This is a genomic window from Rhodococcus sp. LMD (genome assembly GCF_056108245.1).
This window is the reverse complement of the sequence record NZ_CM148557.1, coordinates 5,212,992-5,228,096: the sequence shown is the minus strand read 5'-3', so window position 1 is coordinate 5,228,096 and position 15,105 is coordinate 5,212,992. Positions and strand designations below refer to the sequence as shown.

General features: G+C 69.0%; 15 protein-coding genes. All 15 read right to left on the bottom strand.

What is annotated here, in order from left to right; genetic code table 11:
• Nucleotides 1-37: 37 nt before the first annotated feature.
• Nucleotides 38-1,459, bottom strand: coding sequence for an MFS transporter (locus ACWPQI_RS24000; RefSeq protein ID WP_029540019.1), 1,422 nt, complete (start codon nt 1,457-1,459; stop codon nt 38-40).
• A 12-nt stretch (nt 1,460-1,471) separates the two neighbouring features.
• On the bottom strand, nt 1,472-2,830 hold the full coding sequence (locus ACWPQI_RS23995) for an NtaA/DmoA family FMN-dependent monooxygenase (RefSeq protein ID WP_304433793.1): 1,359 nt from the start codon (nt 2,828-2,830) through the stop codon (nt 1,472-1,474).
• Nucleotides 2,827-4,071, bottom strand: a complete 1,245-nt coding sequence (locus ACWPQI_RS23990; protein ID WP_474738536.1) for an LLM class flavin-dependent oxidoreductase — start codon at nt 4,069-4,071, stop codon at nt 2,827-2,829. Before ACWPQI_RS23990 ends, ACWPQI_RS23995 begins: the two co-directional genes overlap by 4 nt.
• A gap of 351 nt (nt 4,072-4,422) precedes the next feature.
• Entirely contained in the window at nt 4,423-4,926 is a 504-nt protein-coding gene (locus ACWPQI_RS23985) for a GNAT family N-acetyltransferase (RefSeq protein ID WP_119700194.1), read from the bottom strand.
• Entirely contained in the window at nt 4,923-6,053 is a 1,131-nt protein-coding gene (locus ACWPQI_RS23980; RefSeq protein ID WP_140189046.1) for an FAD-dependent oxidoreductase, read from the bottom strand. The genes ACWPQI_RS23985 and ACWPQI_RS23980 overlap by 4 nt, the downstream gene beginning before the upstream one ends.
• 28 nt (nt 6,054-6,081) lie before the next feature.
• Entirely contained in the window at nt 6,082-7,056 is a 975-nt protein-coding gene (locus ACWPQI_RS23975; RefSeq protein WP_450151863.1) for an ABC transporter substrate-binding protein, read from the bottom strand.
• A gap of 17 nt (nt 7,057-7,073) precedes the next feature.
• On the bottom strand, nt 7,074-7,856 hold the full coding sequence (locus tag ACWPQI_RS23970) for an amino acid ABC transporter ATP-binding protein (protein ID WP_395704403.1): 783 nt from the start codon (nt 7,854-7,856) through the stop codon (nt 7,074-7,076).
• The gene (locus tag ACWPQI_RS23965) at nt 7,853-8,824 is read right to left on the bottom strand and encodes an amino acid ABC transporter permease (protein WP_119700191.1); all 972 of its coding nucleotides are present in this window, start codon (nt 8,822-8,824) and stop codon (nt 7,853-7,855) included. The genes ACWPQI_RS23970 and ACWPQI_RS23965 overlap by 4 nt, the downstream gene beginning before the upstream one ends.
• Before the next feature lie 279 nt (nt 8,825-9,103).
• Nucleotides 9,104-10,111 (bottom strand): sulfate/molybdate ABC transporter ATP-binding protein, encoded by a 1,008-nt coding sequence (locus ACWPQI_RS23960; protein WP_140189043.1) that lies wholly within the window; start codon nt 10,109-10,111, stop codon nt 9,104-9,106.
• Nucleotides 10,108-10,914: a sulfate ABC transporter permease subunit CysW gene (gene cysW / locus ACWPQI_RS23955; RefSeq protein ID WP_140189042.1), complete on the bottom strand. Its 807-nt coding sequence runs from the start codon at nt 10,912-10,914 to the stop codon at nt 10,108-10,110. The genes ACWPQI_RS23960 and cysW overlap by 4 nt, the downstream gene beginning before the upstream one ends.
• Nucleotides 10,911-11,753 carry a sulfate ABC transporter permease subunit CysT gene (gene cysT / locus ACWPQI_RS23950; protein WP_416063746.1) on the bottom strand — a complete coding sequence of 281 codons (843 nt, stop codon included), beginning with the start codon at nt 11,751-11,753 and terminating at the stop codon, nt 10,911-10,913. The genes cysW and cysT overlap by 4 nt, the downstream gene beginning before the upstream one ends.
• Nucleotides 11,754-11,799: 46 nt before the next feature.
• Entirely contained in the window at nt 11,800-12,831 is a 1,032-nt protein-coding gene (locus ACWPQI_RS23945; protein WP_474738535.1) for a sulfate ABC transporter substrate-binding protein, read from the bottom strand.
• Between the two features lie 210 nt (nt 12,832-13,041).
• The gene (locus ACWPQI_RS23940; RefSeq protein WP_312026504.1) at nt 13,042-13,134 is read right to left on the bottom strand and encodes an Ms4533A family Cys-rich leader peptide; all 93 of its coding nucleotides are present in this window, start codon (nt 13,132-13,134) and stop codon (nt 13,042-13,044) included.
• Between the two features lie 10 nt (nt 13,135-13,144).
• Nucleotides 13,145-13,306 carry a hypothetical protein gene (locus ACWPQI_RS23935; protein ID WP_155621881.1) on the bottom strand — a complete coding sequence of 54 codons (162 nt, stop codon included), beginning with the start codon at nt 13,304-13,306 and terminating at the stop codon, nt 13,145-13,147.
• Between the two features lie 101 nt (nt 13,307-13,407).
• Nucleotides 13,408-14,982: an FMN-binding glutamate synthase family protein gene (locus ACWPQI_RS23930; protein ID WP_010594192.1), complete on the bottom strand. Its 1,575-nt coding sequence runs from the start codon at nt 14,980-14,982 to the stop codon at nt 13,408-13,410.
• Nucleotides 14,983-15,105 lie beyond the last annotated feature (123 nt).

Here is a 15,105-nt window from a genome sequence, read left to right as displayed (position 1 = left end):
CGTACGCGTTGCGAACGAGTTCGGAGAACCCTTTCGCTCACCGTGATCGAAACCCGGCGCCGGCACGACGGCGCCGGTCGGCGAGCGCACAGAGCAGCGACACCGCGAGCATGGCGGCGCACACCGCGAGGCCGGCCGACGCGGCACCGGCGAAGTCGTCCCCGTCCGTCGCCAGCGCCGACAGATACAGGCCGGACACCGCGGCGAGGGCGACCGTCGCGGACAACCGCTGTGACAGTTGCAGGAACCCGGCCGCGACACCGTGACCGCCCGCCGGGGACGACTCGAGCGTCAGCGCCCGGTTGGGTGCATCCACGAATCCACCCGAGAGGCCCGACAGAGCGGCCAGCGCCACGAACACCGGCATCGTGGCGTCGTGCCGCACAGCGGCGGCGTAGCCACCGACGACGGCGATCTCGGCCGCCACCGCCACGACGACCGTCACCCGGCCGTATCGCGCGACGACCCGCCACCCCACGGCCGAGGCGACGGCCATCGCCGCGGCGGCGGCGGACAGCACGGCGGCGGCCTGGACCGCGGCATAGCCGCGCCCCTCGATGAGGTACAGGCTCACGACGGTGTTCAGGGACAGCACCGCACCGAACCAGAACAGTGCGACCAAGGTGCCGAGGATGTATCCGCCGGATCCGGTCAGTTCGGGAAGCAGCACGGGCTTGCCGCCGCGCACGGCGACACGGCGTTCCCACCATAGGAAGGTGGCGAGTGAGACCGCCGCTCCCCCGACGGCGAACACCGCACCCACCGGACCCGGTTCGGAGACCACGGGCACCATCACCAGCGTCGTGGCCGCCGCGAGCAGCGCGAGGCCCCCGGCATCGACCCCGCTGCGGGCCGACGGTCGTCCCCGATCCGGGGGCAGGCGGCGGGCCGCGAGCACGAGTGTGACGAGTGCGCACGGCACGTTGAGAATCAGCAGAACACGCCACCCGTAGTCCCCGGGTGCAGCGCCGAGCACCAGCCCACCGACGAGTGGACCGCACAGCCCGGCGAGGCCTCCGGCCGTGCTGTAGGCGGCCAGGGCCCGGGCGCGCGCCGGGCCGGTGTAGTTCTCGGCCAGGATCCCGAGCACCTGCGCGCTGATCAGGCCCGCCCCGACCCCCTGACCGGCCCGTGCGGCGACGACCGTCCAGGGGTCGGACGCGACAGCTCCGCACACCCCCATGACCGCGAAGAGGGTCATGCCCGCGAGGAACAGCCGCCGCCGGCCGGCCACATCGCCGAGCCGGCCTGCCGGGACCAGCGCAAGACCGAAGCTCAGCGAGTATGCGGCCAGGATCCACTGCACCTGCGAAACGCCCGCGTCGAGACCGGTCCGCAAGGCGGGAAGGCCGATGTTCAGCACCGACGAATCGAGCAGGGTGGTGAAGCCGGCGGCCGCACAGACCGGCACCACTGACGTCGTCTGCCGGGGCGTCTGCGCCCGATCGGTGAGTGTCACGCGGGAGGTGGGTTAACCGCCGACCGCCACCGGATCGGCCGGCACCCGCAGCCCGAGGTTGTGCCGCAGCGTGGTTCCGGTGTACTCGACGCGGAGGACACCACGGTCCTGCAGCAGGGGCACCACCTCGTCGACGAAATCGTCGAGCCCCCAAGGCACGAGGTGCGAACCGAGGATGAACCCGTCCGAGCCGTCGTTCTGCACGAAGGCGTCGATCTGCTCGGCGATCCGTGCCGCGGTACCGACGAGGGGTCCGCGCTCGAACTGGTCGATCACGACCTCTCGCAGCGTCAGCTTCTTCTCCTCCGCGATCGCGCGGAGCCGTGCGACGGTCTCGAACCGGTCCTGGTGGACGAACGCCCGTCCCTGGATGATCGACTCGGCGTCGGGGTCGGGATCGATGTCCGGCAGCGGGCCCTCCGGATCGTATTCGGACAGATCCCGATTCCAGATCTGCTCGAGCAGGATCAGGGCGGTCTGCCCGGTGACCTGCTGGTTACGGATCTCGTGGTACTTCTCGACGGCCTCGGCCTCGGTGTCCCCGATCACGAAGCTCGCCGACGGCAGGATCTTGATGTCGTCGGCGGAGCGGCCGGCAGCGATCGCCCGGGCCTTGACATCTCGGTAGAAATCCGTGGCCTCGGGCAGTTTCCCGTACGGGGAGAAGATGGCATCGGCGTTCGCGGCAGCGAAGTCCCGGCCCTGCGGGGACACCCCGGCCTGGAGGATCACCGGGCGTCCTTGGGGGCTGCGCGGAACCGTGAACCTGCCGTGCACGTCGAAGTGGTTGCCGTGGTATGCGAAGGTGCCGGCGTCGGGTCGACGCAGGAACCGGCCGCCGGCCTTGTCGGCGACGATGTCGTCGCTACGCCACGAATCCCAGAGATGACGGATGTGCGTCAGGTTCTCCTCCGCGCGCTCGTACCGTTGGGAGCGATCCAGGAAGCCGCCGCGGCGGAAGTTGCGCCCGGTGAAGGCATCGAAGGAGGTGACCACGTTCCACGCGGCCCGGCCGCCGGAGAGGTGATCGAGAGAGGCGATCTGCCGAGCCAGCTCGTACGGCTCGTTGAAGGTCGCGTTGATGGTGGCGGCCAGGCCGAGGTGGTCCGTGACGGCGGCCAGCGACGCGAGGACCGTGAAGGTGTCGGGCCGGCCGATGATGTCCTGATCGAAGATCCGGCCCGCACGCTCGCGCAGCACGAGGCCCTCGGCGAGGAAGAAGAAGTCGAACTTGCCGCGCTCGGCGGTACGGGCGGTGTGCTCGAAGGTCGAGAACTCGATCTGGCTGCCTGCCCGGGGATCCCACCATGCGGTGTGGTGATTGACACCGCCGAGGTAGGCCCCGAGGATGACCTGCTTGCGTGTGCTCATCGGTCGTGTCCTTCGGTTCCGGCCGTGGTGACGGCGTAGCGGTTGGGAACGTCGGTCGGCAGATCCAGAAGTCCGCGCAGGGACGTGCCGGGGTATTCGGAGCGGAACAACTCGCGCTGTTGCAGGATCGGGACGAGCACGTCGACGATGACGTCGAGGTCGTCGACTGCCACCCCGGGTCGGAGCCGGAAGCCGTCGATACCCTGTCGACGCCACTCACCGATCCGGTCGGCGAGTTCGGCCGCCGACCCGGTGAACACGAGTGCATCCGAGTCGAAGGCGCTGCCCGCGAGTGCGTCGAGACGCCGGAGCCGCTCGGCTCCGCTCTCGCGCGGTGTGTCGAGGAAGACCACGAGGTCCGCATACACCCGCAGCGGTTCACCGACCCGCCCGACCCGCACGCCCGCCGCCGTGACCTCGTCGACGAGGTCACGCACACGGCGGGTGTCCGACGGGGTGACGAACACCAGATCTGCCTGCCGCGAAGCCAGTTCGTACGGAAGGTCGCGGTGGGCCAGCAGTGCGACCACCGGCTGTCCCTGCGGCGGTCGGGGTGTGATCGACGGCCCCCGAACGTGGAAGAACCGGCCTTCGAAGTCGATGTAGTGCAGCTTGTCGCGGTCGATGAACCGTCGCGTCCTCACGTCGCGGAGCTCCGCATCGTCCTCCCAGCTGTCCCACAGCCGCCGAACGACCTCGACGGCGTCGGCGGCCTCGTCGAACAGGTCGTGGACGAACTCGGGCAGGCGATTCTCGGCGAGCGCCTGCCGGTCGCGCTTGTCGAGTCCGGGGATGTCGCGCCGGCCGAAGTGTGCGGCCTCCTGCGCGGAGGAGGACACCTTGACCTGCCAGCCGGCGCGGCCGTGCGATGTGTAGTCGAGGGCGGCCAGCGCCTTGGACACGTGGAACGGTTCGGTGTGCGTGGTGGTGATCGTCGGGATCAGCCCGATGTGCCGGGTCGACGGTGCAACCCGCGCGGCGATCAGGTGCGCATCGAGCCGGACTCGTACCCGGTCCACCGCGTCGGGGTCCTCGCTCGTGTACGGGTTCGACGGTACGGCAAGGGAATCCTCGATCGTGACGAAGTCCAGCAGTCCACGCTCTGCCGTGGTGACGAGATCGGTCCAGTATGCGGACGAGCTCAATTCGTCGGGACGGGAATTCTCTTCACGCCAGGCGGCGGGATGCCAGCCGGCGCCGTCGAGAGCGACGGCGAGGTGGACGGGTGTTGTCGAGGTCATCGGCGAGACTCCTGGTCGGTGTGCGGCGGGGATCGGTGGCGTCACACGGGTGTCCGGCCGCGGGGCGCACCGGCAGCACCGCGGGCTCGCGATGCTGCCGGGTCTGGTGGGAGGATTTCGGGCCGGGGACCGAGCCGCGGCCGATCAGGGTTTCTCGGTCGCTCTTGATGGTTCCCGCCGAGGATAGGACGCACGGCCCCGGTTCCTGAACCGTTGCACTCACCGTGAACGAAAAGACTTGCGGCGGAGGAGACCGCGCCGCAGCCAATCGCACGAGAATCGGACGTCCACACCCGTCGCGACGGCTGTGGACGTCCGATTCGTGCACTGCCTCGAGCCGCTCGGCGCGGTTCAGCCCGTCCGCAACCGGATCAGCATCTTCTCGAAGGGGTGCGGCCCGATCTCCTCGGCCGGTCGGCCGGGATCGAACAGGGCGGTGTATCCCGCGGCCAGGTACAGCGCGACTGCCTCGGGTTGACGCCACCCGGTGGTCAGGTAGATGCGGGCGTACCCCCTCCGGGCCGCCTCGGCCTCGAGTTCCTCCAGCACGAGTCTGCCGAGTCCGCGCCGCCGGTGCTTTTTCGACGTCCAAATGCGCTTGAGCTCAGCGGTGGTCGCGTCGTAGCGCCGGAACGCGCCTCCGGCGACAGGTTCGCCGTCCTCGACGAGCACCAGCAACGTGCCGTCGGGTCCGGCGAACTCGTCGGCCGGGTGGGTGGTGAGGGTATGGATCTGCTCGTCGAGCGGACGTTCGTAGCGGGTGCTGTATTCGACGGCGAGTTCGGCGAGCAGCGGGGCGGCCAGCGGGTCGTCCTGCCGCACGGTGCAGACCTGGATGTGGCGGGCGGTGGTCATCGCGCGGTCACCGCCTCGCGGGTGCCGAACCGGAACGGCTCCGGTGCGACGGTCGTGCCCTCGACGAGACCTGCGATCAGCTCGCCGATCGCGGGGGCGAACTTGAAGCCGTGCCCGGAGAAGCCTGCGGCTACGACGACGGCGCCGATGCGGTCCACGACGAAATTGCTGTCGGGTGTGCTGGTGTACAGGCAGGTGTCGGCCACGGCGCTGCCCGGGTCGACGCCGGGCAGCCACCGGGCAGCGTAGGCGGCGAGCCGCGCGACGCCGGCGGGGTCGGCCCGGAAGGTTCTTGTCTCGGGCGTCACTTCGGGTCCGGTGCCGTGCTCGCCGATCTTGATGCCGTCCTCGGCGCCCAGCCCGTAGATGCCGGCTGTCGTGAGCAACGCGCCGGGGTGATGCACGAAGCTCGGCCAGTCGGGCCCTGTGACGGGAACGAAGTGTGCGGGCTGCTCCTGCGTGGTGCGCATCGCCGGGAGGAGGGGCGCCGGATCCGAAGCCCGGGTGAGCAACCGGTGCGACCACGCGCCGGCTGCGACGACGACGTGCCGGGCGCGCACCACCGCGTCCGGGGTGACCACGTCGACGCCGTTTCCGTGACTGTGCAGGCTTTCGACCACGGTCCCGTGCCGCACGTCGGCCCCGGCCTGCGCCGCGGCATCCTGGAACGCGGCGACCGCGCGGTCGGCGTGCAGCCGTCCCGCCTCGGGATGATGCACGACGGTTGTGTCGAACCGTATTCCGGGCCAACGACGTTCCGCGGCACGCGGCTCGAGGACCTCGTGCCGGACGCCGAGGGCGGCCAGCGACCGGGCACGTGCCTCGACGACGGCGGGCAGTCCGTGGTCGACCGCGCCGGTGAGGGTCAGTACCTCCGTGCCCGTGGTGTCCTGCAGGTGCCGCCAGAGCGGCAGGGCACGGCCGGCGAGGGCCGTGTAGAACTCGCCGTCGTAGGCTTGCCGGTAGATGCGGGAACTGCCGTGCGAGGCGCCGCGACGGTGACCCGGCTCGAACTGTTCGAGCAGGATCACCACCTTCCCGCGGGCGGCCAGGCGCCACGCCGCCGCCGACCCGATGACGCCGCCCCCGACGATCACGATGTCGGCCCGGAGCTCCACCTGACTCATTGCTGTCCCTCCCCTGGCTGTCGTCCGGCTACTGCTTCTTCGGCAGGCCCGGAGGATTGATCACCGAGGTCGCGACAGCCTCGTTCGCGATACCCCATCGGTCGAGCACCTGCTGGTAGGTGCCGTTCTCGATGACGTGGTTGAGTGCCGCGTTGATCGCCTCGATCAGGCCGTTGTCCTTCTTGGTCAGGACCGCGATCTCGCCCTGCAGGTCCGCACCCGCGCCGGAGAACGTGCCGGCGATCTCGGTCTCCCCGGCCTGGATGACGTGGAACGACGCGGACGGATTGGGCCCGAAGTAGGCGTCGATGCGGCCGGAGCCGAGCGCGAGGTAGTAGTCGGTGGCGTTCTGGAAGTAGAGGATTTCGGTGGGCTCGAGGCCCGCGGCGATGTTCTGCTCGTTCCACTCGACGAGGAGCGCCTCCTGGTTGGTGCCGGAGCTCACGCCGACTTTCAGACCCGCGACATCCTTCGGATCCTTCACCTCGATCCCGCTGTCCTTCTTCACCTCGAAGGCGAGGTTGTCGAGACGGTAGGTGGAGAAGTCGTACTTCTCCTTGCGTTCCTCCGTGACGGTGACATTGGAGATGAACACGTCCGCTTCACCGGAGTCGACGCGCACGAAGTTCTGTGCCCAGTCCGCGGCGGTGAGCTCGACGTCGAGGTCGAGAACGTCGCCGAGGAGATGTGCGAAGTCGGTCTCGGACCCGATGATGGTCTTGTCGTCGTCGGCATAGAACCGCAGCGGGGGTGCGGTGCCGGCGGACCCCGTGACGATGAGGGTGCCGCGGTCGCGGATGGGCTGCGGGACCTTGGCGGCGATTTCGGGTACGGAGTCGGTGGTGATGCGGTTCTGGTCGGCGGTGAGGTTGTAGCCGGAAGAGGTGGCCGCGTCGGGCTCGTCGGTGCCGCTGCCGGAGCTGCAGGCGGCGACCGACAGCAGGGCGACGGCGGTCAGGGCCGAGGCGACCAGCCTCGTGCGTCGGGTGAACGCGGACATCATTGCCTTTCGGGAGGACTTCAGAGGACTTTGGACAGGAAGGCGCGGGTGCGTTCCTGGGTGGGTCGGTCGAGAACCTGCGCGGGCGGCCCCTGTTCGACGACGACGCCGCCGTCCATGAACACGACGGTGTCGGCAACCTCACGCGCGAAGCCGATCTCGTGGGTGACGATCACGAGGGTCGCGCCGTCGCGGGCCAGGTCGCGGATCACCTCGAGCACCTCGCCGACCAGTTCGGGGTCGAGCGCGGAGGTCGGCTCGTCGAACAGGATCACGGCCGGGCGCAGCGCGAGTGCGCGGGCGATGGCGACGCGCTGCTGCTGCCCACCGGACAGCTGTTTGGGGTAGTCGTGGGTCTTGTCGCCGACGCCGACCCGGTCGAGCAGTTCCCGGGCGAGCGTCTCGACCTCGGTGCGGTCGCGGCGCTGCGCGGAGATCGGCGCCTCGACCACGTTCTCAAGCACGGTCAGGTGCGGGAAGAGGTTGAAGTTCTGGAACACGAATCCGATACGCGACCGTTGACGGAGGATGTCCTTCTCTCGCAACTCGTGCAGCTTGTTGCTCCGGCGGCGGTAGCCGACGAGTTCGCCGTCGATACGGACCGTGCCGCGGTCGACCTTCTCGAGGTGGTTGAGGGTGCGCAGCAGGGTGGACTTGCCGGAGCCGGAGGGGCCGAGGATCACCGTGACCTCGCCCTTGCGGACTTTCAGGTCCACACCCCTCAGGACCTCGAGGGATCCGAACGACTTGTGCACGCCCCGGACGTCGACGGCATACGTGGTGGGGTCGACCGGCGTGGTCATCGGGTGGCTCCGCGGGGTGCGGCGATACCCGAGTCACGGATCTCGCGGAACTTGCCGACGGTCTTCTGCCAGGGGGTGAGCGGGAGGGCGCGGGACGAGCCGCGCGCGTAGTGCCGCTCCACGTAGTACTGGACGATCGACAATGCGGTGGTGAGCACGATGTACCAGACGGTGGCCACCATGAGCAGGGGCACGACCCGGCCGTTGCGGCCGAAGACGACCTGCACCTGGTAGAACAGCTCGGCGATCGCCATCGTGGAGACGATCGAGGTGCCCTTGAACAGGCTGATGACCTCGTTGGCGGCGTTGGGCAGAATCGATCGCATGGCCTGCGGCAGAATAATCTTGAAGAACTGCCGGCGACGAGGGATGCCCAGGGCCTGCGACGCTTCGATCTGGCCGTGGTCCACGGAGATGACGCCGGCGCGGATGATCTCCGCCGAGTAGGCGGCCTGATGCAGGGCCAGGCCGATCACCGCGGCGGTGAAGCCGGAGATCACGCCGGTGACCTCGAACTCGAAGAACGACGGTCCGAACGGGACACCCAGCGACAGCGTTCGGTACAGGTACGCGATATTGAACCAGAACAGCAGTTGCACGATGAGCGGGATGGATCGGAATGCCCAGATGTACACCCAGGAGATCACCTGCAGGACGGGATTCCTGGACAGCCTGCCGACGGCGAGCAGCACGCCGAGCCCGAATCCGAGAACCGTTCCCCACACGGTGAGTTCGATGGTCACCACCAGGGCCGAGAGCACGGACTGTGCGGTGAAGTACCGAGCGAACGTCGCCCAGTCCCAGCCCGGGTTGGTAGCCAGGCCGTGCACGAACTGCGCCACCAGGACGAGGGCGAGGGCGGCGACCAGCCAGCGCAGCGGGTGGCGGGCGGGGGCGACGATCAACCCTGCGTCGTCGGGCTCCGCGGTGCTCGCCGGCGCAGGACGGATCCCGGTCGGCGCGCTCACGCCGACCCACCGGGGAAAGCGTTCATCGGGTAGTACCTTTCACGGATCTCGGGTGAGTGATCGGCGTGCACACCGGGAGGGCGGGGCGCGTGGACACCACTCTCGCCCGGCGGGGTCCTGCTCGTCACGGATTCCGATCCGGTTGATTCGAACCCGGCTCCGGACCCGAGAAGTCCGCGGGGATACTGCACCTCTGAATGGCCGAATGTCACACGGGTTCGATCTACTCGAACCCGTGTGACATTCGGTCGTGTGCAGCAGCGGTGCGCGGGCGTGGGGCTAGCCGATCGGCACCCGCGTCGTCTCAGGCAGCGCCGGTTCCTCGGTCGCGCGTGCATAGACGGTCTCGCCGGGTGCGAGACCGAGAGCGCGTGCGTCACCGCGGGTGACCTGCGCGGTGAAGTCCTCACCGGTTGCGGCGTTGCGCAGCTCGACGCGGACCTCGAACCCGAGGTGCACGACCCGCTCCACCGTCGCGCGGGTGACACCCACGGACCCGGTGGCGCCCGCGTCCCGGGCCGAATCGAATTCGCGGCCGAGACGGATGTCGTGCGGCCGCACCAGCTTTCCGTTCAGCTTGGAGACATTGCCCAGGAACGACATCACGAAATCGTTCGCGGGCCGGTCGTACAGGTCCTGCGGGGTTCCGACCTGCTCGATGCGGCCCCGGTTCATCACGGCGATCCGGTCGGCGACGTCGAGCGCTTCCTCCTGATCATGGGTGACCAGCACGGTGGTCACGTGCACCTCGTCGTGCAAGCGCCGCAGCCACGTGCGCAGGTCGGCGCGCACCTTGGCGTCGAGTGCGCCGAACGGTTCGTCGAGCAGCAGCACCTTGGGATCGACGGCGAGGGCGCGGGCCAGGGCCATGCGCTGGCGCTGGCCGCCGGACAGCTGTGCCGGATAGCGTTGCTGGAACCCGTCGAGCCCGACGATGCCGAGCAGTTCGTCGACGCGACGGCTGATTTCGGTCTTGGGCCGCTTACGGATCTTCAATCCGAACGCGACGTTCTCGCGGACGGTCATGTGCTTGAACGCCGCGTAGTGCTGGAAGACGAAACCGATGTCCCGCTTCTGCGGGGTCACGCCGGTCACGTCGTCGCCGCCGATGCGCACGATGCCGTCATCGAGGGTTTCCAGTCCGGCGATGGACCGCAGCAGCGTCGACTTACCCGAGCCGGAGGGTCCGAGCAGCGCGGTGAGCGATCCGGACGGGATCTCGATGTCGACGTCGTCGAGGGCCGCGAAGTCGCCGTAGTTCTTTCGTGCGCCCGTGACGGTGATCATCTGGTACTCCTCTTGCGGTCGAGCAGGGTCATCAGCAGCAGCACGATCACGGCGATGGCCATGAGCAGGGTCGCGGCGCAGTAGGCGCCGAAGGTGTTGTGGTCGTCGATGTAGCGGGAGTGCACCAGCAACGTCAGGGTCTGGGACACGCCGGGGAAGCCGGACGAGACCATGATGACGGCCCCGAACTCGCCGAGCGCGCGGGCGACAGTGAGGACCACGCCGTACGTCAGGCCCCACCGGATCGAGGGCAGGGTGATGCGCCGGAACGTCTGCCAGCCGTTCGCGCCGAGTGTCGCAGCGGCCTGCTCCTGTTCCTGGCCGATCTCGTGGAGCACCGGTTCGACCTCGCGCACGACGAACGGCAAGGTGACGAAGATCGTCGCGATCACCATGCCGGGTAGCCCGAATATCACCTTGAATCCGAGGGATTCGACACCTCCGAACCACCCGCCGGCACCCCACAGCATGATCAGGGCGACACCGACGACAATCGGTGAGACGGCGAACGGCAGGTCCACCACGGCTTGCAGCAGCCCGCGACCGCGGAATCGGCCGCGTACGAGCGCAAGTGCGACGACGACACCGAACACGACGTTGACGGGCACCACGATGGCGACGATCAGCAGCGACAGGTTCAACGCCGAGATCGCCGCGGGCGTGCTGATCGACTGGAGGAACGCACCCACGCCGTTCTCGAATGTGCGGTAGAGGATCACCCCGATCGGAACGATCAACAGGACCAACAGGTAGCCGAGTGCGATCGTCCGCAGCGAGATTCGCGTCCACGGGGAGACCTTCATCGGTCCTCCTCCTCCCGGCGCAGGCGGCGTCCGGCTGCCAGGCGCAGCACGAACAGCACGACGAAGGCGATGAGCAGCAGTGCCACGGACACCGCGGCAGCGTTCACCGGGCGGTCGATCTCGATCTGCTGCTGGATGTACTGCGACGCCACCTGGGTCTCGTACGGGATGTTGCCGCCGATGAGCACGATCGATCCGTATTCGCCGAGGGCGCGGGCGAACGCGAGCCCGGCACCGCTGACGACAGCCGGGGTCAGCACGGGCAGTACCACGGACCGGAAGACGGTCAGGTTGTTCGCGCCGAGGGACGCCGCGGCCTCTTCCACCTCTCGGTCCGCTTCGAGGAGCACCGGCTGCACCGAACGCACCACGAACGGCAGCGTCACGAATGCCAGCGCGACGACGAGCCCCGGCTGGGAGGCGTTGAGATGGATACCGATCGGGCTCTCCGGCCCGTACAGCGCCAGCAGCACGATGCTCGCCACGATGGTGGGCAGCGCGAAGGGCAGGTCGATCAGGGCATTGACGAACTTCTTGCCCGGGAACTCGTCGCGCACCAGTACCCACGCGATGAGGGTGCCCATGACCACGTTGACGACCGCGACGATCGCGGAGACGACCACGGTGATCCGCAGCGTCGCCAGCGCGGCCGGGGCGGTGACGGCGTTCCAGAAGCCACTCGGGCCGTCGGCGAACGCGTCGGCGGTCAGCGCCGCGAGCGGCAACAGAACGATGACGGACAGCCACAGCACGGACACTCCGATGCCGAGCGGTCCGACCGTGCCGGTGGCTGCGCGCAGCGGAGTGCGGCGGCGCGGCGCCGGGGCGGGAGCCGGCATCGGTCCCACCCCGGTGGCGCTGTCGGTGATACTCACTGTCCGGGCTCTACTTCGTGGCGTTGTCGTAGATCACGGCGATCGAGCCGGTCTCGGCCTTGAACAGCTGCTCGTCGACAGCCTTCCAGCCGCCCAGGTCCGCGATCGTCCACAGCTTCGCCGGCTGCGGGAAGTCGGCCGCGAACTCCTCCGCCACCGCAGGGTCGACGGGCCGGAAGCCCGCCTCCGCCCACAGGCGCTGCGCCTGCGGGGTGTAGAGGAAGTCCGCGAACGCCCGTGCCTTCTCGGCGTTCTTCGAATTCGTGAGCACTGCAGCCGGATTCTCGATCTTGAAGGTGATGGGCGGGGTGACGTGCTCGACCGGGTCGCCGTTGCGCTCGATGAACAGCGCCTCGTTCTCGTAGCTGAGCAGCACGTCGCCGGAGCCCTGCAGGAACGCCTCGGTGGCCTCGCGACCGGACTTGGGCTGGATCTTGACGTGCTCGTTCACGAGTGTGGTGACGTAGTCCAGACCCGCCTGCGGGTTCGCGCCGCCGTCGCTCTTCGCCGCGTAGGGGGCGAGCAGGTTCCACTTGGCCGAGCCGGAACTGAACGGGTTGGGCGTGACGACCTCGAGGCCGGGCTGCAGCAGGTCGTCCCAGTCGGTGATGTTCTTGGGGTTGCCCTCGCGCACCACGATCGTCACCACCGATCCGAAGGGAATTCCGTTGTACGGACCGGAGTTCCAATCGGCCTCGACGAGCCCGGCGTCGACGAGACGCGTGATGTCCGGCTCGACGGAGAAGTTGACGAAGTCCGCCTCGGCGCCGTCCTTGACCTTCCGGGACTGATCGCCGGAGGCGCCGTAGGACTGCTGGAACTCGACGTCCGCACCCTCCTCGGTGGCCTGGAAGGCGGGGATCAGCTTGTCGAATCCAGGCTTCGGCACGGCGTACGCGTACAGGTTGATCGTGCCGCCGGAGCCGTCGCCGCTGCTCTCACCTCCGCCCACGGTGTCGCTGGATCCGCCGGAGCACGCGGTCAGCACGGTCGCGCCGAGGGCGGCGAGGGCGGTGACGAACAGACCCGAACGTCTCTTCATGAGGTGATGCCTTTCCTGCAGGAGTGTCTCTGTGCGAGACCGGGGGAGGACCCGGGCACACCGGTTCGAGGAGACGCTCCGCAGGACGGACGAAGGTGGTGGAGACGTGGACCCGAACGAGTCGGGCCGACGAATGTCACGCCGGACGGGGCGACGCGACTCCTCGGCAACCGGGGGCGGCAACGATGCCGCAAGGGTTGGTGACGGGAGTCAGCGACGACAGTCGACGTCGGCGACCGCGCGCACGCCGACAGCGATCAGCGCCAGTTCATGGCGGACGCGAGGCACGGCGGTAGCGGACACGCGGCAGACTCTAGCAGAAGCGCTCGGCCTGTTCGACGGTGTCGTCCGGAAGCGCGCGCAGTCCGATGACGCCCGCGCCGCCCATCGCGTCCACGGCCTCGCCGAGGAGGAGGCAGCCGGCGAACACGACACCGCCGACGGTAAGCACCGCGGCGTACATCTTGTCGATCACGATCTGCCTCCCGGCGGGTTCGGTGGTGTCGCGAGTGGTCGTGCTCCAGCGTGACGTGGGGTCGGCGTCCCGAACTGTCCGGATTCTGGACAGTGCCGGTGTCAGGGCGTCGTTCGCGCGCCCGGCGAGCCCTCGCCGCCCTCGGCCGCGGCGACCCCGAGCATCAGCCGCGTGATCTCCTCGCGGTCCGCCGCACCGGGCAGACCCCAGCCGGGCTGGTAGCCGTACATCTCCGCGAGGGTGATCGCGCGCCGGTTGCCGTCGGCCACCTCGACGTCGGTCGGGGTGATCAGACCGGGATGCGCGACGCCACAGGCCTCGGCCAGCTTGAACATGTCCCGGCGCAGCGCCCGGAGGTAGTTGGCGGCGCGCACCGCCTTCAGCTCGACGTCGAGGCCCCGCTCGAGCCACGGGTTCTGGGTGGCGACGCCGGTCGGGCACCGATCGGTGTGGCACTTCTGGGCCTGGATGCAGCCGATCGCGAGCATCGGCTCCCGCGCGACGTTGATCATGTCGCAGCCCAGGGCCATCGCCACCACCGCGTTGTCGGGCAGTCCGAGCTTGCCGGCGCCGATGAACGTCACGTCGTCGCTGAGACCGGCCTCCGCGAACAGCTTGTAGACCCGGGCGAAGCCACTGCGGAAGGGCAGCGAGACCGCGTCGGTGAACACGAGCGGCGCCGCACCCGTGCCGCCCTCGCCGCCGTCGATCGTCACGAAGTCGACGCCACGGTCGGAGTTGCACATCGCGTCGACGAGGTGCTGCCAGAAGGCCATGTCGCCGACCGCCGACTTGATGCCGACCGGCAGCCCGGTCTCGTGGGCGAGCAGTTCGATCCAGTCGAGCATGCTGTCGACGTCGTGGAACGTGGTGTGCCGCGACGGGCTGACACAGTCGCGGCCCTCCGGGATGCCGCGGATCTCGGCGATCTCGGGCGTCACCTTGGCCCCGGGCAGCAGGCCGCCGAGGCCGGGCTTGGCGCCCTGGCTCAGTTTGATCTCGATCGCCCGCACCGGCGCCGACTCGACGACGGCCTTCAGCCGGGCCAGGTCGAACCGGCCCTCCTCGTCGCGGCAACCGAAGTACGCGGTGCCGATCTGGAAGATCAGGTCTGCCCCGTTGCGGTGGTAGCGCGACAGCCCGCCCTCGCCGGTGTTGTGCAGGCAACCGCTGTCGGCGGCGCCGCAGTTGAGCGCCGAGACGGCGGCCCCGCTCAACGACCCGAAGCTCATCGCCGAGACGTTGACGATCGACTGCGGCCGGAACGCCTTCGCCCGCCCACGCGGTCCGCCGAGGACCTTCGCCGACGGGATCGGCAGCTTCTCCCCGGCGTGCGGCGCCGCCGACGGCGGGGTCTCGGAGAACGTGCGGTGCTTGATGATCGTGTAGCCGTCGGTGTATTCGACGTCGTTGTCGGTGCCGAAACCGAAGGTGTTGTTCACGAGCTTCGAGGAGGTGTACACCCAGCGGCGCTGATCGCGCGTGAAGGGACGCTCCTCGTCGTTTCCGGTGGTGATGTACTGCCGCAACTCGGGGCCGACGGCTTCGAGCAGGTAGCGGCCGTGCCCGACGACGGGAAAGTTGCGCAGGATGGCGTGCCGCCGCTGCAGCAGGTCGTACGACGCGACCGCGGCCATCGCCGCGGCGGGGAGTCCGAGGGCTTTCGACCACTTCATGAGGCCACCGTACGACGCGGCCGCGAGGCCCGCCGACCTTCGTGAATCCGGTTTCGCGGGCGCGGCGCGCGGGTACGCAGAGCATCGACACGCGTGCGCGGGGAGCCGGGCGCGCGGACACGG

Excerpts from the sequence above, each read along its gene's own strand:
- ACWPQI_RS23995 (WP_304433793.1), bottom strand. The coding sequence starts at position 2,830 with ATGAGCACACGCAAGCAGGTCATCCTCGGGGCCTACCTCGGCGGTGTC.
- ACWPQI_RS23990 (WP_474738536.1), bottom strand. The coding sequence starts at position 4,071 with ATGACCTCGACAACACCCGTCCACCTCGCCGTCGCTCTCGACGGCGCC.
- ACWPQI_RS23985 (WP_119700194.1), bottom strand. The coding sequence starts at position 4,926 with ATGACCACCGCCCGCCACATCCAGGTCTGCACCGTGCGGCAGGACGAC.
- ACWPQI_RS23980 (WP_140189046.1), bottom strand. The coding sequence starts at position 6,053 with ATGAGTCAGGTGGAGCTCCGGGCCGACATCGTGATCGTCGGGGGCGGC.
- ACWPQI_RS23975 (WP_450151863.1), bottom strand. The coding sequence starts at position 7,056 with ATGATGTCCGCGTTCACCCGACGCACGAGGCTGGTCGCCTCGGCCCTG.
- ACWPQI_RS23970 (WP_395704403.1), bottom strand. The coding sequence starts at position 7,856 with ATGACCACGCCGGTCGACCCCACCACGTATGCCGTCGACGTCCGGGGC.
- ACWPQI_RS23960 (WP_140189043.1), bottom strand. The coding sequence starts at position 10,111 with ATGATCACCGTCACGGGCGCACGAAAGAACTACGGCGACTTCGCGGCC.
- cysW (WP_140189042.1), bottom strand. The coding sequence starts at position 10,914 with ATGAAGGTCTCCCCGTGGACGCGAATCTCGCTGCGGACGATCGCACTC.
- cysT (WP_416063746.1), bottom strand. The coding sequence starts at position 11,753 with ATGCCGGCTCCCGCCCCGGCGCCGCGCCGCCGCACTCCGCTGCGCGCA.
- ACWPQI_RS23945 (WP_474738535.1), bottom strand. The coding sequence starts at position 12,831 with ATGAAGAGACGTTCGGGTCTGTTCGTCACCGCCCTCGCCGCCCTCGGC.
- ACWPQI_RS23930 (WP_010594192.1), bottom strand. The coding sequence starts at position 14,982 with ATGAAGTGGTCGAAAGCCCTCGGACTCCCCGCCGCGGCGATGGCCGCG.